Annotated in this window: 17 protein-coding genes and 2 pseudogenes; 7 read left to right on the top strand and 12 right to left on the bottom strand. The window is 56.9% G+C overall.

What is annotated here, in order from left to right; translation table 11 throughout:
• The first annotated feature begins 208 nt into the window (after positions 1-208).
• The gene (locus HU230_RS29670; protein WP_176528771.1) at positions 209-745 is read left to right on the top strand and encodes a hypothetical protein; all 537 of its coding nucleotides are present in this window, start codon (positions 209-211) and stop codon (positions 743-745) included.
• 438 nt (positions 746-1,183) lie between these two features.
• Here the strand turns inward: HU230_RS29670 and HU230_RS29660 are convergent, their stop codons facing one another.
• The 3 genes from HU230_RS29660 to HU230_RS29650 form a co-directional block, all read right to left on the bottom strand.
• Positions 1,184-1,837, bottom strand: a complete 654-nt coding sequence (locus tag HU230_RS29660; protein ID WP_176528772.1) for a DUF3800 domain-containing protein — start codon at positions 1,835-1,837, stop codon at positions 1,184-1,186.
• 314 nt (positions 1,838-2,151) lie between these two features.
• On the bottom strand, positions 2,152-2,394 hold the full coding sequence (locus tag HU230_RS29655; protein WP_176528773.1) for a hypothetical protein: 243 nt from the start codon (positions 2,392-2,394) through the stop codon (positions 2,152-2,154).
• Between the two features lie 297 nt (positions 2,395-2,691).
• On the bottom strand, positions 2,692-3,249 hold the full coding sequence (locus tag HU230_RS29650; protein ID WP_176528774.1) for a hypothetical protein: 558 nt from the start codon (positions 3,247-3,249) through the stop codon (positions 2,692-2,694).
• Here HU230_RS29650 and HU230_RS43875 point away from each other — a divergent pair.
• From HU230_RS43875 to HU230_RS29630, 5 genes are all read left to right on the top strand, one after another.
• Positions 3,211-3,504 (top strand): helicase-related protein, encoded by a 294-nt coding sequence (locus tag HU230_RS43875; RefSeq protein WP_176528775.1) that lies wholly within the window; start codon positions 3,211-3,213, stop codon positions 3,502-3,504. The two genes, HU230_RS29650 and HU230_RS43875, sit on opposite strands and share 39 nt — an antisense overlap.
• A gap of 485 nt (positions 3,505-3,989) precedes the next feature.
• Complete coding sequence (locus tag HU230_RS29645) at positions 3,990-5,333, top strand: IS1380 family transposase (protein WP_176528776.1); 1,344 nt, start codon at positions 3,990-3,992, stop codon at positions 5,331-5,333.
• A gap of 249 nt (positions 5,334-5,582) precedes the next feature.
• Positions 5,583-7,499 (top strand): RNA-directed DNA polymerase, encoded by a 1,917-nt coding sequence (locus HU230_RS29640; RefSeq protein ID WP_210284164.1) that lies wholly within the window; start codon positions 5,583-5,585, stop codon positions 7,497-7,499.
• A 190-nt stretch (positions 7,500-7,689) separates the two neighbouring features.
• The gene (locus HU230_RS29635) at positions 7,690-8,916 is read left to right on the top strand and encodes a hypothetical protein (RefSeq protein WP_176528777.1); all 1,227 of its coding nucleotides are present in this window, start codon (positions 7,690-7,692) and stop codon (positions 8,914-8,916) included.
• A 112-nt stretch (positions 8,917-9,028) separates the two neighbouring features.
• Positions 9,029-10,171 (top strand): phospholipase D-like domain-containing protein, encoded by a 1,143-nt coding sequence (locus HU230_RS29630; RefSeq protein WP_176528778.1) that lies wholly within the window; start codon positions 9,029-9,031, stop codon positions 10,169-10,171.
• A gap of 257 nt (positions 10,172-10,428) precedes the next feature.
• On the opposite strand, the gene HU230_RS29625 is transcribed toward HU230_RS29630, so the two are convergent.
• From HU230_RS29625 to HU230_RS29585, 9 genes and pseudogenes are all read right to left on the bottom strand, one after another.
• Entirely contained in the window at positions 10,429-13,614 is a 3,186-nt protein-coding gene (locus tag HU230_RS29625) for an nSTAND1 domain-containing NTPase (protein WP_176528779.1), read from the bottom strand.
• Positions 13,611-15,152, bottom strand: coding sequence for a toll/interleukin-1 receptor domain-containing protein (locus tag HU230_RS29620; RefSeq protein ID WP_224943703.1), 1,542 nt, complete (start codon positions 15,150-15,152; stop codon positions 13,611-13,613). Before HU230_RS29620 ends, HU230_RS29625 begins: the two co-directional genes overlap by 4 nt.
• A 299-nt stretch (positions 15,153-15,451) precedes the next feature.
• The gene (locus HU230_RS29615) at positions 15,452-15,904 is read right to left on the bottom strand and encodes a plasmid partitioning protein RepB C-terminal domain-containing protein (protein WP_234633841.1); all 453 of its coding nucleotides are present in this window, start codon (positions 15,902-15,904) and stop codon (positions 15,452-15,454) included.
• Complete coding sequence (locus tag HU230_RS29610) at positions 15,876-16,250, bottom strand: ParB N-terminal domain-containing protein (protein ID WP_224943700.1); 375 nt, start codon at positions 16,248-16,250, stop codon at positions 15,876-15,878. The genes HU230_RS29615 and HU230_RS29610 overlap by 29 nt, the downstream gene beginning before the upstream one ends.
• A gap of 40 nt (positions 16,251-16,290) precedes the next feature.
• Entirely contained in the window at positions 16,291-17,169 is an 879-nt protein-coding gene (locus HU230_RS29605; protein ID WP_176528781.1) for a plasmid partitioning protein RepB C-terminal domain-containing protein, read from the bottom strand.
• Entirely contained in the window at positions 17,147-17,656 is a 510-nt protein-coding gene (locus HU230_RS29600) for a recombinase family protein (RefSeq protein ID WP_176528782.1), read from the bottom strand. Before HU230_RS29600 ends, HU230_RS29605 begins: the two co-directional genes overlap by 23 nt.
• A 10-nt stretch (positions 17,657-17,666) precedes the next feature.
• A pseudogene (locus HU230_RS29595) lies at positions 17,667-18,288 on the bottom strand (IS3 family transposase); the annotation flags it as partial.
• A gap of 328 nt (positions 18,289-18,616) precedes the next feature.
• Positions 18,617-19,899, bottom strand: a pseudogene (locus HU230_RS29590) (IS256 family transposase).
• Between the two features lie 669 nt (positions 19,900-20,568).
• Positions 20,569-21,384, bottom strand: coding sequence for a helix-turn-helix domain-containing protein (locus tag HU230_RS29585; RefSeq protein ID WP_176528783.1), 816 nt, complete (start codon positions 21,382-21,384; stop codon positions 20,569-20,571).
• 404 nt (positions 21,385-21,788) lie between these two features.
• On the opposite strand from HU230_RS29585, the gene HU230_RS29580 reads away from it, so the two are divergent.
• Complete coding sequence (locus HU230_RS29580) at positions 21,789-22,040, top strand: DUF3551 domain-containing protein (RefSeq protein ID WP_176528784.1); 252 nt, start codon at positions 21,789-21,791, stop codon at positions 22,038-22,040.
• Positions 22,041-22,420 lie beyond the last annotated feature (380 nt).

The raw sequence follows: 22,420 nt of genomic DNA, 5'->3' as shown, positions 1-22,420 counted from the left end.
GGGGTGCATTGAATGGTAGAGCGGCGGAGTCAGTCAACCAACAGCTCAATGAAAATGCCTAAATTTGAGAGGCCCAAGGTTTGCCGGCGTCGATGGCAGAGTGCAAATTCATATGGTGCGGCCAAAAAATGTAATCCGGCGCGCAAAACCAAATGACGATATATTTTGCTCGACCCGAGCTTGGGATCACGGCTCGGAAGTTGGATTCATGAAGAAGCTGGAAGACGACTTCCAGCGTCTGGTTGAATTGATAATCGCAGGTGATGTTCTGAGCTTAGATCAAGCGCAGATGCACATCATTAATGCCTTCTATGCGCTTTGGATGGCCCGCGCTGAGATTCGCGTCCAGCCGGCTCAAGACTTCTTGCTCAAGGGCGTCGTTCCCGGCCGCGCCTTTACAGCAGATGAAGAAGAAAGCTTAGAAAAAGTCGGATATGCCTTCTTTCGAGGATCCACTGTTCCCTCGCGGATCGTGAACGGCATGCGAGTGCACTTCCTGGTGGGGCGATATCTTCGCCAACTAAAGCCCACGGCAGATTGGGGAATCGTACGCACTTCCAGTGCTGAATTTGTTGTGCCTGACTGGCCCGTACATGGGTTTCTGCCTGTTCATCCGACTTTGGCGCTCGTGAACCCGGCGAGCAACCAAACGCTGACGACGGCTTCGGTGTCGTTGGTGAACAGACAACTTCGTGCGGCTAGCCGCTTCTACTTTTTTGCTCGAGATTTTTCGCGGTGCCCATAGCCACGCTGAGAGGCTCGAAATCCTACCGCATCACTGTAACAGCAGTTCTTAAGTCCAATCAGCGAGGGCTAGCGCCCAAGAAGGCGTCTATCAGTACTGCGGCAAGAAGCATGTGCACCGCTGTCTCTTGGAGTTCGACAGCAACCGTGTTGCGCTTGGTGTGGATGATCGGGACCGGGCCGAGAAGACAATCCTGGTTGTCACCGGCAAGCAGCTTACCTATCGGGAACTCGTTTCGTCGCAGAGGAAACGAGTCTCTAAAAAAAGACGCGGCCCGCTAGTTTTGGCTGAGTCTGGCTTATGAGGCCAAACGGTGCCCGGGGGCACATTCGCCAAGTAAGGGCCGCGTCCACAATATAACTCCGGTGGTTCACGATTGGAATCCCAGATGGAGAAATATTTCTCCCAGGAAAATCAATGATTTATTAGAGAATCACTTCAGTAGAAGTGGCGTGTTCCATGTGCCCAAAGGTCGAACTCAGATGAAATCTTGGCACTGATTAGCTTGTGAGAGCGGTCATCGCCGCTTTCCCATTTTCTCTGGATCGCCCAAGCGCAGTAATCGGCGGCCCAGAGCATTGGATCTTTTGCCGAATCCATGAAGCTGACCTCCCAGCTGTTCCTAGGGGTGGTTTGCTGGATGGTATTGTTGAGCGCCAGCTTGAATGACGCCTTCGTTTTCTTTTGGCCTAGGGCAGCCGCCGTTATCAGGAGCTTCTGATTCGGCACAATTACCTTCGGTCCGACGTGCTTGAAATGGTAGAACCAGGCATACTGATAGAAGATGGCATCGCTTGTTCTGGTCTGCGGTTGCGCCTTGCTCTTCTCAAGGAGAGTGGCGTCTATGCGAAGTGGATGCTTCGCGAGCACCGCAAATACCGCGTCTCGCGTTGATTGTGCATCGGCAGTCGCGTGCAATTTGTCCCGATCCACGTCGCCGCCCACGATCAGTTCACGGCGTATGTGCAGCAACTCGTGCGATAGCGTGCAGTCGTCAGTACAGATAGTGCAAAGCATGAAGTATTTGCTCGCTCCCTGCACCCTTTTGAAAGTGAAGCAGCCGGCCTCGTCTGCGAATAGGAATTTTGCCATGGTGGACTCGGGCTAGGAAACCAACGCAACTGGACAGGTTCAAGCAAGCCGCCCGCGACTCGGAAACGGACGACAACGAAAAGCGCTTTGACGGGAGACTAAGAAAAATCGCTCGTCAGAAGCCGACGTCAACGAAGCTCACACCCTCCAAAGAAAAGGTTAAGTGCTCTTAACCAGCGCGGAAATATGTGCCGTGGTGGGACATCTGGCCCATTCTTAGCGGGTGATTCTTAATGGATCATCAATATCTCCCAACGCTCAGCCTGACGGTCGGGGAGACGAGGTTGGCGTGGATTCGGGAGCTTTCTGAGCGCCTATCGCTTCTTGAAAAGATCGTTGATTGCCCGGTCGAGCTTCTTGATCTCGTCCTCGGCAGCCTTTGCGGACCCTTCGGTCTCGACTTTGAACTTGTGGCTGCATCTGCAAGTGAGGACAGGGTTTCGCTTCAAGTCGGCGAGGGTTTGGTCGCTCTTATGGCCGCACTTCGGGCATTTGATCGGAAACTTTGCCTTCCCGGCCATGTCTGACTTGCCGGTGGTGGTGATCGTCACTTTCATAATACGAATCTCCGGTTGAGCCGATTCGGTTGTAACAACCTCTGTGACTCATGATCCGGAACCGGAAATTCTCAAAATCGAATCTGACTCAAGCCACTGGAAATTAAGACTTATCCACGGGACGGACGTGCAGAGTGCACAATTGCGTTCGGCGACGCAGACTGCGATCGGCGAGATTTGCGCTTGTTGGTCATGCCGCACTCCGCTGTCGTACGAAGACATTCGAGTCATGAAACGAGACAGTGAAGGCACGCCGTGGCCACGCACATCGACGGCGCCGCTCGGCGCAAGCTCGGATCAGGCGGGTTGAGACTTGTCCTTTTGAAATCCGCCAATGATCCAGCCGATAGCAATGCCCAGCAACAGCAAGGCCACTGGCGGGATGATGGTGATGAGCCAGACTTGCAAAGCCCGATCCCCTGCTTCTAGCATTGTATCGATGTGGTTGAGGATGGCCTCGCGTGTGCCCGCTTCGACCTTGTGGCCCGATCTCACCTTTTCTTGCTGTATTCCGGCATCCAGCGTCTGCGTTAGTTGATCACGTGTCATGGAAGCATCGACGGTAATTTGCTGACCGGTGGGGCTGGTCACCGTATACTTCGTACGGTGCCATAGCGCCGGATACGCTTCTGGCTTCGCAATCATCACGGCTAAGCCTATCCACAACACCGATATGACAATCCAAGCCCTAAAAAACCCGCGTCCCCATCGCAATTGCACGCCCATCTCCCTTGAAAACCCAGCTAAATCAGGAATAGCTCGAAAGAGCCAATTTGAAGCAACACCGGGCGGGTCATCTGCACAAGTGCGTTCGGCATGGGCCCAGACATTCCAAACGTTCGCATGGTCATCCATTGGCAGCATCCATCCTCAGTCGAGGACTATCTCCAGGAATTCGGACGCGCCGGCCGAGACGGTAAGGCCTCTGTCGCGGTTCTCCTTTTCGATCAGAGAAGCAGCCGCGACAGCGGTCTTCTCAAGTTTATGGCCGATCGGGCAGTTGAGCGCGCGCGATTCACGAGGCGTTGGCCGCGTCGAGCCAGAAGCTCGCTCAAATCGGCAGGATGGCAACTTTGGCAACGAGCCGTGAATGCTTCCGCGACTTCTTAGTCGGCTATTTTAGCGGGCCAAGACGCACTGCGCGCCGGAGAGCTTTTCGACCTGGCTATTAGAACTCGTCTTTGCCGATCGCGGCGGAGCACAACAAAAGGTGATTTGTTGCGATGCTTGCCAGCAGCGATTGATCAAGCGTCAGGGACAGCTAGCCTTTGTCAGGAAAGTACTGAGTGAGTAACAGGCGCACACATAATCCTTCACTGTCCCGGTCGTGGCGATGCGGGTCTTGTATGCTTTGGTCCGGGATCGAAGGGTACGCAGAACTGCGAGCATCCAGCTGACATTTGTCAGCCATTGACCGAATTCTTCCATAACATCTCATACGGATGAACCGTGCGCGGCCTTGCGCTCTTTGACTAGCCCGTCTTATTCATCAGCGGCTTGTTGAGAGGCTGGCGAGCGTGGCGTAAGCCGCTGAGATGGCGTAGGATTCGGTTGCTGACACCCACCCTCCGCGCATCCGGGCCGCCACACTCGCCATGACCGACGATACGAGTCTGCCGTTCTCATTTCCAGCCGTTTCCCGCAAGAAGATCACAGCCTCGTTCGACGGCGGCAAGCTGACGTCGGATGGCGGCGTCATGCTTCTGGCCATGGCGGACCGGCGCCTCGGCTTGGCCGCGAAGTTGTCCTGCGTATTCCCCGAGCGGCGCGATCCGGGACGCATCGTGCACAGCCTTGCGGATATGATCCGCGCCCGCATCTTCGCCATCGCGTGTGGCTACGAGGATGGCAATGATCTCGATCGTTTACGCGGCGATCCAGCGTTCAAGCTGGCTTGCGGCCGACTGCCGGACACTGGCCGGGATCTGTGTTCGCAGCCGACCCTATCGCGCCTGGAGAATGCACCACACCTGCGCGAGGTGATCCGGCTGAGCTCTGTGCTGGTTGACCTATGGATGGACAGCTACGCGCGAGCGCCGAGCGCAATCACGCTCGACATCGACGACACGGTCGACGTGGTGCATGGCCGTCAGCAACTCTCGCTGTTCAACGCCCATTATGATGAACACTGCTTCCTGCCGATCCACGTCTACGACACCGAGCACAGCCGGCCTGTTGCGGTCATCCTGCGCCCCGGCAAGACGCCGAGCGGCCGCGAGGTGCGGGCACACCTGCGCCGCCTGGTTCGGCGCATTCGCCGGCGCTGGCCCGATACGCGTATCACCTTCCGCGGCGACAGCCATTACGCCGGCCCCGAGGCGATGACTTTTTGCGAGCAAAACGGCGTCGATTACATCTTCGCGCTAGCCGGCACGAAGCCGCTCGCCAGAAAGGTCGACGAGGTCTGTGATGCATTTCGAACCGAACGTGCGATCGAGAACAAGATCGTGGTTCGCGGCTACACCGAGACCCGCCACGCGGCCGGCTCCTGGCATCGTGAGCGCCGCGTCGTCGCCCGCATCGAGGCAACCCAACAAGGGCTCGACGTCCGCTACGTCGTCACCAGCCTGGATATCGGCTCGGCTGAGTGGATCTATGACAGCCTCTATTGCGCTCGCGGACAGGCCGAGAACCTGATCAAGCTGCACAAGACCCAGCTCGCCTCCGATCGCACCAGTTGCCGCTCGGCGCTCGCCAACCAGGTCCGCCTCGTCTTCCACACCGCCGCCTATTGGCTCATCCTCGCCGTGCGCGATGCCATCCCAAAGCCGCGCGATCTGGCAACGGCCGAGTTCAACACGATCAGGCTCAGGCTTCTCAAGATCGCAGCCCGCGTCATCGAGACCGCCACCCGCGTCCGTCTCGCCTTCGCTGCGGCGTGCCCCGACGCCGACCTGTTCCGCGGCTTGGCAAACGCTCTGGTCCCGCAAGCACCCTGACGCGCGGGGCATGAGCCCCCGGTCACCCCGCTGCCGTCCTCCAACGCGTTCACGAAGTCGGGTCGAAAAGCGGCGAAAAAGCCGAAGCGTTCGCGCGCGCCTTCACCCCGACCGGAAATGTTCCAGCTGCCCCGCCCGGCAATCATGAATAAGACGGGCTAGAGTACAATGTAGGCATTGATCTGTGGCTCTCCCAGGCCGGGAGCACGCAAAATTGCTTGCGTGCGTAAAACCCCATAGGGGCCGGCGATGAACATCGCGAGTGGTCCGTTTGTGCGTGCCATTGGCGTGATGCCGAAGGCGCCGCAGACGCGGCACCTGCCAGAGCACGAATCTCCTTCACGTGCTGGCTGTGCGATGCGCAACCAGGTGACCAACGGTGAGTTCAGCAAAGCTGACGAGTCGCCATTGCCAGCGGCAGCCGCAATGATGTTAACTGGCCAAGAGCGGGGAATACCAGCGAAAATGAGCGCCAAGACCAAATCCGAGCGCCTCAGGCGCCTTGCCTCGCACGGCTATTTTGCGCCCGAACTGCCGCCGTGCTTCGTGTCCGAAGATCTTGCTAGGTATCGTACGTCGATACTCGCAGCGATCGATGCCCTGCCACTAACTCGGCGGGGAGACCCAGCCCACTATGCCTTCGTATCGGAACCGGCTTGGTTCTATTTTCCGCGTTTCGGCAAAGAGGATCGCCGGCATGGCGTACCTAACCCCGTTGCTCACCTATTGCTCTCGAGGGTCCTGGCCGACAACTATGTCGATCTACGCCGTAGAGCGCGCGCGTCCAAGATCACACTTTCGCCGCCGGTCTTCGACTGGTCAGGATCCCGCGCCCTGATGCGCTCGAGTGTTGAGCTTAGAGACGACTTCCGCGTCAATCTTTCGTCTCGCCGCGAGGAGTATGTCGTGGCAGACGTTCGTGCCTTCTTCCACTCAATTTATACCCATGCCGTCCCTTGGTCGATCCATGGAAAGCAGTTCGCTAAGCGAAACCGAGGCTGGACACACTATGGAAACGTGATCGACCTCCTATGCCGCAACGCCCAGGACGGCCAAACGCTAGGTCTTCCGGTCGGTCCAGATACGTCGCGACTGATTGCAGAAGTCGTGGCATCCGCTATGGATGCGCATCTCCAGCAGCGCCTGATCATCGGGAGCCGAGACGCGTCGCGTTACATAGATGATTACACGCTCAGCAGCCCGAACGGGGCTAGCGGTGAAGAACTACTAGCCGCGCTACGTCAATCAGCGGCGATTTTCGAACTTGAGCTAAACAGTGAAAAGTCGGCAATTCACCCGACGTCGCTCCGTCAGAACACGGGATGGCAGCAGGCTGTTCTTGCGCATCTTCCACGCCCATCGCCGTCGGTGACTCGGATTGAGGCAGGCGCGCTACAGCATTTCCTTTATCAGCTCGGCCGCATATGCGTCGCTCACCCCGACATGAATGTGGAGAAGTTCGGGCTTCAACACGCGCGTTCGGCCATCGTCAACGCCGATCACTGGAAGACCCTCCTGTTCGCACTAATTAACGCCTATCGTCGAAATCCGAGTCTGATTTCGCTATTGGTGGAAGCGTGCCTACTGCGACAGGTGGTTCATGGGGATGTGCAGCTCGAAATCCTTAAGGAATTCATCGAAAATCGAATTCCCATCCTGGCCCGGGCTAACCGGACTGGTGAGATCATCTGGCTTCTATTCCTGGTGATGCGCGTCGGCCTGGTTCTTTCGGCTCACCGCTTGACGCCGCTATTCTTAGTCGAAAATGCGTTTATCGCACTTCTTGTGGTTTGCCTTGACGCCAGGGGCCTTGTACGCGGTGATGTCGACCGCTCTCTTTGGGACGAATCGCTGACAGGGGATGGCCTGCGCAGCTCCATGTGGCTCTACGCCTACGAGGCCGTCACACAAGGGTTCATTCCCGGCGTCGATGATGGCTTTATCACGAGAGACTCTTATTTCAGTCCGCTGCGATCTAAACGCGTGCAGTTCCTCGACATCAGGCGAGGCTATAATTCCATCACCGCGACCTTGCGCAGCCTACGGAACGAGAACACGCGCTTGAGGCGTATGCGTGAAGCAATCCAGGTTGAGGATTTCGATGGCCTCGACGATCTTGATGAGGGCGAAGAGTATGAGGATATCGGCGAGATAGATACTTACTGAGTCTCTGCGCCTCGTGGTGACCTCACAGACTACTCGTCAATGCTCTGGGCAAATTGATTGCGGTGGCCGCAGATAAATGGTCGCGTGAATCAACCTAGATGAGACGATTGCAATCGTCCGTTGTGGAGGTACGCTGTGGCCGTTTGATTCTCTTGATTGTCGATTGCCGGCCGCTGTTACTGGAGATGTTATGCGACGTCGCGACGGTGCACCCCTTATTATCACCGATGGTCGTGCCAGTCCCTTGAGTCGAGTGGACCTATCGGCCAAGCTCGTTCCCGGTCGATATGACGAAGCTTGGCTTCAAAAATTGCTGTTCGATCATCCCGAGTTGCTTCCTATAGAGCAGATAGAACCGGGGTTTGGTGATGTCGTTCCACTATGTCGTGAGCTTCCCCTCACGTTTGGCGCCGGTAGATCGGGCGCAATGGACAACGTTTTCGCGACAGTAGACGGTGGACTGGTGTTCGTGGAAGCGAAGCTTTGGCGTAACCCGGAAGCTCGGCGGGCCGTCGTCGCTCAAGCAATGGAGTATGCAGCGGCTATCTTCCGCTTGAATTATGAGGAGTTCGATGCTGCGGTTATGCGCGCTCGCCGCGCCATACCGTCAGCTGCAAAGTCTCTATATGCGATCCTCAATGAGAAGGATGGCCTGCTTGACGAAGCCGAATTCATAGACGCGATATCTAGAAATCTAAAGCGAGGAAGAGCCATCATAGCTGTTGTCGGCGATGGGATTCGTGAGGATTTAGAACAGTTGGTCGAACTCCTGCAGAGCCATGCCGGCCATCGATTTATATTCGCCCTAATAGAGCTTGGCATCTACCAGAGCGCTGACAATGCAACCAGAGTCATCACACCATCAATTCTGGCAAAGACAGCGCTAATCGAACGTGGAGTAGTTCAGATCGCCGCGCAAGGTGGAGGACAGATTATTGTCGAAAGGGTCACTCCGGCTTTGCAGCTTTCGGATAAGCCTCGCTCTATCGGTTTGGGCGAAGATGAGTTCTATGAACTCCTCGATAAGCGCGATGCGGGTATGGCAGCAGCCCTGAGGAGCTTTTTAGGAAAAGCGGAGGCACTCGGAGTTACTGCCGACTGGCAGAGGGCATTGAATCTTAAGCATCCATTTCCGGACGGTAACCCGCTCAACCTGGGGACTATCGACAAATCTGGATATCTGGATGCTGGACCAGCGACTTGGTGGGGGCGGACAAATATTGGGCGAGAGTATAACGAAGTGATCGCCAAGCTCATTGGTGGCTTCGTCAGAGAAATCAATCACGGCAAAGAATCGGCTGTGCGAACTGCCTCGGCTAAGATGCCTAGGCTTAAGGACTTTCTCCCTATCCACGAAGAAGCCTGGTTGAAGGCGATGTCTGATTACATCGAGGCCGCGCTCCGAAATCCTTCTTGAGTGCGTAGACCGGCAATACCGCTGCTCGCGATACTTGTGCAGTGTGTGATGCCGATTGCAGAGTTACATTTCTTTGGTGCATTTATAGCGCTGCAACTCTTGGACGAATAAAATGGAATTAATGCTGCACCGGCCCAATGGGCATGCGGGCCTAGCGATAAACTACAAGACTGCGTTCGAGAACGCTGTCGAACTATACATTGTAAGCGCGTACCTCACGGACTGGGATGAGCGACTAAGGCTAAACTCGCGATGCCGACGGCTCAGAATTATTATCGGTAAGGACTTCGGCATTACGCGGAAGGCTGCATGCCTTAAAGTGCTGGCCTGGCTCCCGAGGGGTAAGAGGGCGAACTGTTTCAAGGTGGCTGAGCAAATCAAAGGGTTTCACCCCAAGGCGGCCTTCTGGACCAACACAGATGGCAAGCACTTTGCAATTGTTGGATCGTCGAATCTCACCCGAGCCGCATTTGATGGCAACTACGAGGCTAACGTCTTCTGCGAAATCTCGAACAACAACTATGTCGCTGCGAAGCGTTGGGTGCGGGATATCGAACACGCCTGCGTGCCTGTTTCCGAGGACTGGCTCAAAAAGTACAAAGAAGCTCCTAGGATGCCCGGCGGAGAATCGGGAAGTTCAACCAATGGCGCCCGTCCCGAAGTCGTGCCGCTTCGACTCCCGCGGCCGACGGGCATGAAGAGATTGCTTCAGCAACGAAGGCAGCAACTCTCTCAGTACAGCAAGCATAAGGCTGGTTTGATGAAGCTCATTCGAGATTGTGCTGCCGAGCGAGTCACGAACGACGACTTCTACGAGCGGCTACCGAAATACTGGAGCCATGAAGTGGGTGACCGCCTGCAGGGAAGCGGATGGGAGCGGGCCGGCAAGAGTAGCAACTTCCAGGAACTTTCGCGCAGTTTCCTTGCCATTGAGGATTGCGATCCAGAAGAACGCGATGACGTGTTGGTTGCGGAGGTCGATCGCCTGAACGAATTGGGCGTCGCCGCGAGAGGCGCGTTCTTCTCTGAAATGCTGTGCCTTCGCTTTCCCGATCTGTATCCCGTTTTGAATAATCCCGTGTGGGAGTATATGAGCGACACCGGCTTCAAGGCGCCTCGTGGGTCGACCGAAGGAGAACGATACGTGGATCTGGCGCTGAAGCTTCGAGCAGCTTTGCGAGGCAATCCAGGGTATCCAGCTAAGAATATAGCGGAATTGGACGCCATCGTTTGGGCAACTTACGGCAGGGAGTGAGCATTTCCGCTATTGCCTGGTTTGGCCTTGCTCGCCCACCTGTCGGCGTGGGTCGGTGATGCTGGTTTGTTATGGACGACATTTGCGGTCCTCTTGGGCCTGGCGACGTATCCCGGATATCTTGTCCTGACATCGTCACCGATGTCGTCTCGCTTGCCACTTCTCGTGGACTCCCTGGGCGCAGTCCGATCACCCAAAGGCCGAGTTCTTCCATAACAAGGGATGGGCGAATGAAGATGGCTCGCCCAAAACGTAGCTTAGTGTCGCGACTGGATCAAAGGTTGCTGCTTCGCAAGCTTCGCATTTAGGTCTGCTGTTCGAGACACAATCTGCGAAGCTTCGGCTTCTTTACCCGGTGTCGCCTGGATGCTTGCAAGCGCCTTTTCATAAAACGCCCGCGCATTGATCTCGCCTACAGTGGCGACGCCACCGTTGGCTTCGCTGGCAAGGAAGTCTCCGGCCTCTTCAAGCGACTTAGAGAGGGCTATCTGCCAACCTGTAACCGCCTGGATCGCAGCTGCCTTCTGCGCAATCTCGTAAGCTGAGTCATAGGCGCCGAGCGCCAAACTAAATTTCTTTTGGCGTACCAGAACGTCTGCGATCTTGAGCTTCATGTCGAATAATTGACGATAGGGGGGAGATGCGATGTTGAGCAAGCTTTCGTAACTCTGAGCTGCCAAGTGATAACGTTCCAGTGCGGCGCTGGTGAACAGGAGCTCTGGCCCATCGGGTCGATTTATGACCTCATTCCACCAGGACATAAGGACATCTCCCCGCTTTCCGTTCAAGGAGCCTATATTCTCCTTCCATCTGGTAGAACTGAGGGTCTTTGAGAGGATGACTTCGGCGACTCTAACTGCCTCATTGTAGCTGTTTGAGGCTTCGCGCCAGTCCTGCTTCTGCACGAGGATGTCGCCCAGTCGGGTGTAATCAGTCGCCAGGCCTATACACCAGTTGATGTTTCCTGGATCGAGCTGATAAAGCCTCTTTCGCGTGTCTACCGCCGCTTTATACTCGCGCAGAGCGTCATCGTGATCGTCGAGTAATTCGCCGATTCGACGGTGGGTATTCGCAATGTTGGACGCAAGTGCAGCCGTCCACGTCTTCTCTTGTTGCTGATTAAGAACAGATAATGCGTTGTGGTATTCGTCGAGCGCTGCTTGTTTGTCGCCTGGTTGCTTTCTAGCGCTGAAAATCTGCGCAATTCGGTTCATCTCAATGGCGATCTGATAAGCGTCGGCAATAGTCTGTGCAATACTTAACCCTTCGTTATAACGGTCCAAAGCCCCACTCCAGTCTTTTCGGTACTGGTGAATGTCGCCGACCTTGTTCAAGGTAAAGATCACGTCGCGTTGATAACTTGAATCTCGAGGGGCGCTTAGGGCGAGTTGCCTAGCGATATCGACCGCGTCGGCGTATTCCCTCTCAGCTTTAGCCGAGTTTTCCTTGAGTGCCTTCGCCCATTGATCGCCAATCCTAAACTTACTGGCATAAAGCTGGTGTTTAAATTTCAAACTGTCGGGGTAGTTTTGTAGGAAGGTCTTCGATAGCTCTTCAGCCTGCTGGGCTAAGTCGAGAGCATCCTCGTCTCCCAAGGCTTCCTTCACATCGGACGCGGCGAGAAGCAGCGATATTTCAATCTCGGCCAAGTCGGGTGAGTGTTCGCCCGCTTTGGCGACGATATTATCGAGAGTCAACTTTGCGTCTTGCAGGATCTGGCCAGCGCCGCTCGCTCTGATCGTGCCGTCATCGAGAAATCCAGAGAGCCTCCCAATAGATACTTGAAAGGCTCGAAGCGTGTTGAGACGGTTGGAATCTGCTTCAAGTCGCGCCCTGTTGCCGGCTTGCCACAGCGTGAACATGATCGCAGCGACTCCCGCAACAGCGACAAAGGCGGCAGCTACAGCAAGCAGCTTCAAGCGTTGCCTACGACGCGACTTCAGCAGCAACCTTTCGACGCGCGCAAAGCCGCCGCCGTAACGGTTAGCCCAGGCCGCTGTTCGGGGACGGGCGTTCCACCAAGCCCACCGTTCATCGACAAGGTGTGCCGGGAGCGCTGCATCTTCGCCTTCCGTCATCGCGAGCAGGGCGCGATAGCGCTCCCCAGCCTGTTGCTCTACACGGAGCCATCCAAGCTCCGCTCCCTGCCCGCACACCTTATCCCACCGTCGAAGCAGCGCCTCATGACCAACGTCGATTCGTGTGCGGTCGGAAATCTCCTTAACTTCGGAGGGCGGAGGACTTAGAAAGGAGCAATCCTCTGAACGGAAGCGGTCCAATACCTTACATACGATAGACTTATCGGCGCCGGTCTCCGCCGTCACTTGAGAGAATGTCAGTGCGCGCCGAGTTGCGCGACCTTCCTTGTCGAACTCGGATAGTGCCCTAAACACTTGTTCTACTGCGAGCTGCAGATCGGGCCCGGGTAGTTCTTTCAGTATTTCATCAGCGTGCTTCGAGAGGGCATCCGCAAATCCACCGATGTTCTTGTAATGGTTCGACGTTATGCGCCGGTCAGTCTCTAGAGGGGAGCGGGTCTCTTGCGAAGTCTCCAACCTATCCCAATTGGCGGCCGGCGCCCTACCGCTCTCCTCCCACAGTCGGGAAAGGCAATGTTGTAGAACTGGCAACTGGTCCATCTCGGTGCTGCAGTCGTTCAAGAGCCTTTCGACGAGTTGCGGATCAATGATGGCTCCGGCCTTTTCGATGGGCTTGCGGATAACTTCTTCTAATTGGTCGCGCGTCAGCGAGGGCACGAGAAATTGAGCTTCACTGACGGCCTCCGGCAATCCATGAAATCGAGCACAATCTCCGATGAAGTCGGAGCGCATGGTCAATACCACATGGATACGATTGAGCGGGGAACGGCTTGCCTCGAGCAGTAGTTGGACAAACTGCACGGCTTCGTCGCGCGCATGCGCGTTATCTGGGGTGAGTGTCGTACTGTCCCCGTCTCCTGCGTAGCGGAATAGCTCTTCGAACTGGTCGATCACTAATACAAACGATTTACCTACCACGCATGTGGTTTCGCTCAGAGCTTCCGAGAGTCCGAAGCTTGATCGACGGAGTTGCGAAGCCACTCGGTCGCGTCGTCCAGAGGCTACCTTAGGGTCATCGTCCGTCGACAGGCCAGCAACCAATTCTGTCAAACGAACCAGCGGAGCATCACTTGGATGCATTTCGCGCCACAACCAGTTGCGTCCGCCAACCTCACTCGTTTCGGTGTCAAGCAGTGGTAGGAGTCCTGCCCGAACAAGTGACGATTTGCCGCTCCCTGAGCTACCAACTACGGCAATGAATCGGAAGCGGTCGATCAGCCTATAAAGCGCATAGATTTGGTCTTGGCGTCCGAAGAAAAACTCGTGATCCTGATAGCCGAAGGGACGGAGGCCCGGGAATGGTCGAGCGAGGGACGCAACGATCCTGGCCTTGAGCTCCGTCATAGGGTCCTCGCTCCAGCGGCGGGCACTAAGACGTCAAGGAGGTCTGCTGTCGGTATCTCCTTGTCGGAAATGTCGACAACTATGTCAATCTCACTGGGGGGAAATAGCAACTTGCCTGCCTGCTTTCGTTCGCCCGGCGGTGGCGCAGCCACAACAGCACGATAACTGAATTGTCGCGACCGGCCGAGAGCGCTCCAGTTGCGAAGTGCACTGGCTTGTGCACGGACCCAGACTTCCGACGCCGAAGCCCAGCAAACAATTACGCCGTCGCATTCGACAAGTTGTTTGCTGTTGAAGCTCTTGAGGTCGGCTTCCGGACCTTCAAGCGCTGGAAGCATCGCCTCTAGCTTTCTCTGTTGGAGCGCTTGAGCCAAGGCTAGCGCGTACTTGCTGTCCTCCTGAGAGTGATACAAGAACAGACGCACGTCGCGAGCGTCGGAAGGCAGCAGCGTGATTGACCGCGGCGGAACGATAAGCAACAGATGCTGATTCACGAAATCGACAAACTTGCTCAGGCTGTCTCCTTCAACCTTATCCGTCGCCAGTTGCTGATCAAACCGAGCTAGCACCTCCAGCGGATGCCGCCTTTTCTCGGCCTGCAGCTGGTTCGCATTCAGGGAAGTCGTCCAGATGCTGGGTGCCCAGATTACCCGATGAAACGTTCCAGGAGCTGCTTGCGATGTTTTCGCCGCTGACCGTGAGAGCTGCAGCTTCACCATCGGAAGCTCATCCTCTGGCGCTTCACCAGCTTTCTCACCAAGCAAATGGATGGCGATCTCCGCGTCGGCTAGGGCCTCGTCGATGGCATTGACCGATCGGTCGAGTGGAATGTCATCCTTGGGATCGGGAAGGATTCTGTGACCTTTGCCCGTGAGTTCCGACACTATTCGATCGTAACCTCGGCGCATGTCAGAGGCCGGCTTTGCAACGAAGATAGTTCTGCCGCTCGGAGCGTAGATTGGAGATAGGGTTGGCCGGGGCCTGCGTTTAACCAGGTGGGCGGCTAGCGCTTTAAGGCCCTCCCAATAGCGCTCGTCGCGCGGCTCCCCGCGGTCGAAGAATTCAAGGTCTCCAGCTATATCCTCCGGATCCTCATTGCGAACATAGAACCGGAACCCGACCTGCCCTTGCAACAAGGACGGTCGCTTGTCGGGATCGATGTGCCGTTTCCCAACTACAACGATGCGCTCGCGAAGCCCGTCTGGCCCGTGGTGTCGGGCGAACGTCTCGAGTTCCCGTCGACACCATTTGCTTGCCATCCAATTCGGCGAAAGAACAACGAGCAGGAACGAGGCTGTCTTCAGCGCCTCCTCGATCTCAGGCGTAAATTGGTCGGCGGGTGAAATGCGTCGTGTATCACGCCAAGTCGACGGCCGGTCAGGGCCAAGTTCCTGAAATTCGTAGCGGATGGCATCGTCCAGAAAAGTTACAAAGCCCTTTCGGCCCGGCTTGTCCGGTGGAGGAGCGTCATCGTCCCTGGAATAAGAAATAAAAATATCAGTCACAGCCGCCCCCTTCATCTGGTTGTCGACTGCCAATAGGGCTACTTAAATATGTAAATCCTCCGGCGTCAAGCCGATAGTTGTACTGGGCTGTCGCGCCGACCGTAAATTGCAGGAACGATCATTGGGATGATTGGTGCTTTAGAAGCCGCCGATAGGGATATCGCGCGGCTGCATGCCGCAAAAACCCTTCTGCTCAAGCCGAGCGAAGAACGGCCTTCCTCACATGCAAACGCGCTGTTTTAGAACCACTCATGACGAACGGTCGGCCGCCCGGCGAAGATGCACTCCATAAAGACCGATACAGTTTGAATAAAGGACTGCAGACAGGGCCGCTAGGCCAGGGTCGCTTCGGATTCCGTGATTCGCTGGAATTCAAACAGCAGCTCCTGGAAGTGTTTTGCGAGATAGCCAACGACCTTGCCGTTGCGCAGGAGTTTTGAGATGTAGCCGATCGCCAGGACCAGATCGAGATGGTCGGTGCCATAGGTCTGTTCGGCGACCTTGAACTCACGGGCGAGCGAGGCGGATTCCCGTTCCATCAACGCAACTTGCTCGTTCGACAGCCCCTTGGGCTGGCGCGGTGTATAGCCGGCCGCCAATTGACCGCGTGGCGTCGCCACCACCAACGAACGCACATAGCTGTTCGAAAAATTGTTCATCGCGATCATCAGCTCAGCGGCCTCGATCTGCCTGATCGGCGCCAGTTTGCGCAGCTCTGAAAAGGTATTGAGCGTCAAATGTTTTTCTTTGAGCAGCTCAACCGCCTGAGCGCTGATGCCGTCCAACAGCTTGCGGCGACGACGGATGCTGGCGACGTCGACATTGAGTGCCTTGTTCCTGAATGATCGCGATCCGGTTGACCCGCTTGTTATAGGTGAAGGCCTCGTCTTCGGTTGACACCAGACATTCGATCTCCACCAAGCCGGAATCCTTCAATACTTCCAGCCGCAGATGACCATCGAGCAGCAGAAATCTGCCAATTGCGTCTCGGCTCCGCGCCACAACCGGAGGTTCGACCAACCCGATTTCCGCAATCGAGGCCGCGATCTGCCGGTATTGTGCCGAGCGCTTGACCTCCTCCGACACCAGCTTGAGGGGCTGGATGTCGGACGGCGAGCGTGCGCTCCTCAAAGCTCATCCGGACTGCAATGTGAGGCCGCCGCGCCATGGCTCAACCCTGGCCGTGCAGCCGAACCGCAAGGTTCTTCGGTAAGGTATCGAGTTTTTCACTTTGCAAAAGCGTCAGAAAGTCCGGCTCGGTAAGCAGTTTCCGTAACGCCTCAAGGATGAAAAACAGCCGCGCTTTTGTGCTGTTGGATTTACGGACCAAGACCCGCTTACGGTCGGCGTCCTGTCGGTACGCGCGCAGTAGGGCATTCGAGCTGATCGGAGCGTCGTCGCTCCGGCGTGGGCCGGTCTTGTATCCCTTACCGCGACGCCGCCGCTGCTCGATCAATTTCTTGGCCGCAAGCAAGCGCTGGCCGCGCAATAGCTTCTCCTCATATGCGTGTTGCAAGACATTCTGGACGTCACTGTCTTCAGCCTGGGAGATCAAGACGGCGATGCTGACCGGTAATTGCCCGGCCTCGACCGCGCGCAACAACCGCTGCTCGCCACTTTCTAACAGGTTGCTGACGCCCCTGACATATTCGACAGTCAGCCCCGTCTTGCGGGCGATGTTATCGAACTCGTATCCCCTCTGCCGCAGACCGTCGATGTCGTGCAACAGGTCGATCGAGCGGTGTTGGCGCCTGGCGCAGTTCTCAACCAGGCTCATGATCGCGCCGTCCTCATTGGTTGCATCGATGACGAGCGCCGGGATCTCGCGCTGCCCAAGCGCTTGGTAGGCCTCGAGCCGCCCCTGACCACAGACAAGGTCGTAGCGCTGCTCGCCGTCACCCGCCTTCCTTTTCACCGTGATCGGCCGCTTTAACCCGAGTTCTGCAACGCTGGTGACAATCTCTTTGAAGACACGCCGGTTGCGAGCCCGTGGGTTAACCACATCGATCGCGTCGATCGAAATCATCTCAATGGATTGAACCAATCCCATAGGCGCTGCTCGAGGGCCCAAACTCCAATTCATCAATAATGATGCCGGACAGGTAACCGTGCTTCTCGAGCAAGCCCCGCAGCAGATCTAGTAGCTCTTCAGCGGAATAGTTCTCGGCGCGATCGTTGATGATCTTCTGTGCTGCCTGGAAAGTCTCGTCGTCGACGATCGAGTCAAATGCTTTGTCGTGTCGAACCCAGTGCTCGGGTGGGTTATAAACCCGGTGGCTTTTCAGCTTGCAGGAGCAACGGTTCCAGACGTTGTTGCCGGCATATTTTTCGTTGATCAGGATCTGTTGCACAGTGGCCCTACTCCTGGGGCGACCGAGATCGGTGAAGAGACCCTTGTCATTGAGGTAGGATGCAATCTCGCGCTCACTTTTGGCGTGATGCGCGAAGCTCTCGTAGATAAAGCGAACGGTCTCGATTTCTTCATCGGGGCCAGGAATTAGCATGACTTGAACCGCCCCGGGTTTGCCGGAGGCCATTTGGTTTAAGTTATGCCGCCATGTCGGGTTGTCCCAGCATGGCGTAATAGCGTTGCTCGGCTTCGGCCGGCGGTATGTTGCCGATGGGCTCAAGGAGCCGTCGGTTGTTGAACCAATCGACCCATTCCAGGGTGGCGAACTCGACAGCCTCGAAGCTGCGCCATGGCCCACCACGATGGATCACCTCGGCCTTGTAGAGGCGGTTGATGACGAAGGCCACGTAGACGAAGCCGGTCCAGGTCGCGACATAGGTGAAGTCGGAGAGCCAAAGGACGTTCGGCCGTGGCGCCTTGAACTGGCGGTTGACGTGATCCAGCGGGCATGGCGCGGCCTTGTCGCTGATCGTGGTCCTGACGGGTTTACCGCGGATCACCCCTTGCAAACCCATGTCCCGCATCAGTCGCGACACCATGCAACGGGCAACATCGAAGCCTTCGCGCTTGAGCTGTCGCCAGACCTTGCGCACGCCATAGACGGAGAAGTTGTGATCGAAGACGCGCTGAACCTCGATCTTCAGCGCCGCGTCCTGCCGGGCGGCGCGCCGACAGCTGGGCCGGATCGCGCCGTTTGGCCACATGGGCGTGGTAGGTCGAGGGGCCGATCGGCAAGACCTTGCAGATCGGCTCGCCCCCCCTTTGGGTCCACAAGGCGACATCCCTGGGGAGGGGCCGCGTGTCGGCGTTGCCCTCGAAAGCGGGCACCCCCCGTGTATACGAGTGGTCGCTCTTACAGGACTGAAAGCGCATTCCTTTAGGGGCAGCAACTGCCCCGGGCTGGCGGTTTGGGCTAATTTGCATGGCCTACGTGATACTGAGAGCCCTGGAGATTCGGATGTTCTCGCCTAGCGAGAAGACCTGAGCCGCAGCAGACGAGCAATTCTTTTTCTAGATTCTCTCCCTCCCTCGAGTCTATGCGTATCACGCGGAGCTATTCGCCAAATTTTGGTGACGGCGCGGCCGGTCAGGCGGCGGCGGTTATGGGCTGACGGTCAGTCGGTTTGGCGATGACCTCGATCCCGTCGTTGAATGTCACACCGAGAACGAGTTTTGGCAACTGGTTGTGGCCATCGAGACGACGCCGACTTTTCTGCGCGGCCTCAAGCAGTTTGAAGACCATCGCGAGCGCCGTTCTGTTGGACAGGCAGCCCTTCGATCGGATCGTGCGGTGGCGCACGGTAGCGAAGGTGCGTTCAATGGGATTGGTGGTCCGCAGGTGTTTCCAGTGTTCGGCCGGGAAGTCGTAGAACGCCAGTAGCGTGTCCCGATCCTTGCTCAGGCAGTCGGCCGCCTTCTCGTATTTGGGCGTATAGCTCTCGATGAAGGCGTCGAACGCCAGCTCGGCGGCGGCCTTGGTTTCGGCCATCCAGCTCTCCTGCAACGCGCGTTTGGCTTTAGGCTGCTGGCTCTTCGGCAACTTGGCGATCACGTTGGCGGTCTTGTGTACCCAGCAGCGCTGCTCGTGCGTTTTCGGCCAGACCTCGCCGGCGGCCTTCCAGAACCCGAGCGCGCCGTCGGCGATGGTGAGCCGCGGCGGCACGCCGAGCCCGCGCCGCTTCAGGTCGAGCAGCAGATCGCGCCAGTCCTGCGCGCTCTCGCGGGCGCCATCGGTGAAGCCGACCAGTTCCTTGCGGCCTTCCGGCGTCGCGCCGATCAGCACCAGGATGCACTGCTTTTCGTCTTCGAGGCGTGCTTGGAGATGGATGCCATCGGCCCAGATGTAGACGTAGCGCTTCGCCGACAGATCGCGCCTCTGCCACGCGGTGTGTTCGTCAAGCCAACCGTCCTTCAGACGGCCGATGGCGGATGCCGACAACCCGGCAGCATCCTTGCCGAGCAGCGCCGCCAGAGCCTCGGAGAAGTCGCCGGTGGAGATACCCTTCAGGTAAAGGATCGGCAGCAGCGTCTCGATCGATTTCGAGCGGCGCATGTAGGGCGGCAGGATCGACGGAGAGAACCGGATGCGGTCGGGATCGGTAGCCTCCGCCTCGCGATCGCGTACACGCGGCTGGCGGACGCCGACCGGACCGATACCATCCATCACCTCGCGTTCCGGCAGGTGACCGTGGCGCACGAGCGCTGGTGGCCGTCCGCAGTCTTCAAATCGGCATGCTTGCCGAGAAAGTCCGCGACCTCGGCCTCGACCGCCTGGGCCAACAGAGCACGCGCCCCATTGCGCAAGATTTCGGTGAGTTGATCGTCGACGTTTCCTGGCTGAATCAACTTGATGATGTTATCTTTGGACACGGCATATCGCTCCTTCGGTGGAGAAGTGGAGGCGTCAAGCACCCCCACGATATGCCGCCTTCCCGATTCCCGCCGTCACCAACTTTCAGCGATAGCTCATCACGCGGCACATGTTCTCAATCATCGATCGGGCACAACTGTCGCGCGCTATCCAGCACAGGTGGTTCATAGTAGCGGTCCGAGACTGTCTAACGTCTAGGCGAGACTGATCTAGAACGAGCCCTGAAAACAAATGCTCGCTTTTGGCGGGACGCCTAGCACGTCGTCTTTTGGTAATCGGTAAGCATTTGAGATTATCAGCGTTTTTTTTGGGCTTGTTGGCAAGCTTTGGTCGCTCGGACCGAAATTATGACTGCATCGAAAAAAAATCCCTGAGTGAGAGTGAGGCCGGTCCGCGAGGTGGAAGGCGATGAGGAATTTACCACCCCCCACCGCGCCAGCCGGAGCCATGTGTCGTCGCGCCTCCCCAATGGCTTTTTGTTATTTAGCTCCACGATTTTACCGGAGTCTGGGAAGTGGGTCTCCGACAGTCGAACCCAGACTTTTGACCACCTCAGCGCGCTTTACTGACAGGGACCTCAACACATCAATCCAAGCCACGATCCGAGGGAAATCTGACTTCGAGAATTGTTGGCAAAAGGATGAGGGAGAGGCCTCAGACTTTGACGTTCAGGCTTTTACACCCGGTTGTTGTGATCGCCCGTCAACGGAATCTGGTAGCGACGCTCGACGAATCGATTGTCGTCGATCGTTGGAGTGAGCTGCTCCAGCAATTTTCGCGCAAAGCTTCTTTCTTGTATCTGTGTTCTTCGTGGGGTTCACCATTTTCACCGCTTTGGACCCTATCAGACCAGCTGCGGGCAATTCGCAGGAGGGCGGTCGGTGGGCCGTAGGTCCGCGTTTGATCCATGTCGTCCATTCAGTGTACGTGATGCGAATCAGGTTCGTGAGATTCTTCCTACTCCGTTGTGGTCGCTCGATGATGTGAATGAAACCTAGCCGGCGGGCTTCATGCATGGCAGTTTGGACGGTCGTCCGACATACTCCAGCGATGGCCGCGATCTTGTCGTAAGGCAGATCACAGACGCCGTGATGTTTGACCTCGCCGGCAACGATCGCGAGCACGGCGCGTTGCCCTTCAGTGAACATCGCTCTCATTGCAGGCGGCATGGATGACGAACTGCCCAGCGTGCGCCGCCGATCTCGCGAGGCCTGACGATCCGGTGAACGTGGCCGTTGCCGCGTCCTAAAGCGTGACGATAAGCGCGCGTGAAGTTTGACGATGGGCGACTGCGCGATGAGTCCGCGCTCCGGTTTCCGATTCTGAATGGCCTCAGCGAGAAACTGAGCCTCATCATCGCTGATTGCCCCCATGGGCCAGTGGCGACGCCAGATGGCATCTAACAGAGTGTTGAGCTCTTCAGGCGAGGTTGCGGAATTGACGGATTTATAGAGCGCCGCCGCCGCGGTCGAAAGGTCGTTCATTGCTCGACCCCGGAAGCCGCCCGGCTGACGGCCGACCAAGCGTCGCGGCGCTTGCCAAAGAGCCCCAGAGACCGGTCTAACGTATCGTAGGCGGCATACCGCTTTGGAGAGATGCGAAGGTAATGACCTAATTTCTTCCGCCCCTCATAGACAGAGTGATAAAGCGGTTCGAAATTTGCGTTTTGCTTTTCCGCACTATCTCTTTGACGCGACTTGGTCCGATTTGTCCCGGTTTTGCAATTAACCTTTTGTTTTTGCGTGAGAAGAGTTAGCTTCCCAAGCTGCATACGAGGGTTCGATTCCCTTCGCCCGCTCCAGCCCCAAGGTCAGCCCCAAGGCTAAATTGCGCGGGATACTCCTGTCGGCAAGACAATGTGTTTCACGGCAATAGCAGGAGACTCGACGTGAGGTTGCTTGGAGCGCTGCTGTTCGCGCTGGGCGCGCTTTGCATGACGAAGCCGGCATCGGCACAAATGTATGATCCTCGCTATCCCGTCTGCATGCGTGTCTACGGGGAACTGGTCGGCGACCGAATGGATTGTATCTTCATGTCGATGAAGGAGTGCCAGGCCGGCGCTGCGGGCAATCCGGCAACCTGCCTGGTTAACCCCTTTTATGCGCCAAGGCCGGTGCGTCCCGGCAAGCCTGAACGATGACCTTTTCCGCTCGTATCCGCGAGCGTTCATTTGAGATCGATGTATGGAATGGTGGCTCTACGCGCTGTTCGCGATTGTTCTGATCGGATGCGTATTTGTCGTTCGCGCCCGTCGCGGCAGGAATTCGAGCGAGGATCAGGAACTGAACCGGCGGATTGACGAGCGTGTCGATCGTCTCGATCTCACGCGCCGCAATCGCGATCGGGATTCCTGACCTGGGCAAATCCACAAACTGGCCGCGCGGAATGATCCCGGGATATTACGGCGGTCTGTTCACGCAACGTGCGCGCCTAACGCACTGTACTCGACCTGTTCTTCTCACAACGCGCAGTTATGTTTCCGTAGTTCTCCGCGTTTGAGAACGGAGTTCCGCCGGAACT

The sequence above is a fragment of the Bradyrhizobium quebecense genome, assembly GCF_013373795.3.
In the GTDB taxonomy this organism is placed as follows: domain Bacteria; phylum Pseudomonadota; class Alphaproteobacteria; order Rhizobiales; family Xanthobacteraceae; genus Bradyrhizobium; species Bradyrhizobium quebecense.
The sequence above is the reverse complement of the archived record's forward strand: the minus strand, read 5'-3'. Positions and strand labels throughout refer to the sequence as shown.